Raw genomic sequence first — 211 nt, 5'->3', positions numbered from 1 at the left:
GTAAAAAAGACATGATATTAGTCTCTGTTTTTTATGTTTATCCTAATGAAATAGAAGATATAGTAGTCCAATTGGACGGAGTACTTGTAGCTGCAGTTATTGGTATTGAAGACGAAGCAACGGGAGTAAGGGTTAATCTGTTCGTTGTATTAAATGATCATAAGGTTACCTGTGGATACATTAAAACCCATTGCGCGAAGTATGTGACGCG

Annotated in this window: 1 protein-coding gene; it reads left to right on the top strand. The window is 36.5% G+C overall.

Features of this window, described 5'->3' with window-relative positions; translation table 11 throughout:
• Nucleotides 1-11: 11 nt before the first annotated feature.
• Nucleotides 12-211: AMP-binding enzyme (locus V6255_RS18910; RefSeq protein WP_425355961.1), on the top strand; the 200-nt coding region annotated here is incomplete at its 3' end.

Origin of the sequence: Psychromonas arctica, assembly GCF_038155225.1 — a bacterium.
GTDB lineage: Bacteria > Pseudomonadota > Gammaproteobacteria > Enterobacterales > Psychromonadaceae > Psychromonas > Psychromonas arctica_B.
Note: the sequence above shows the minus strand (reverse complement) of the source record. Positions and strands in the feature narration are given on the sequence as shown.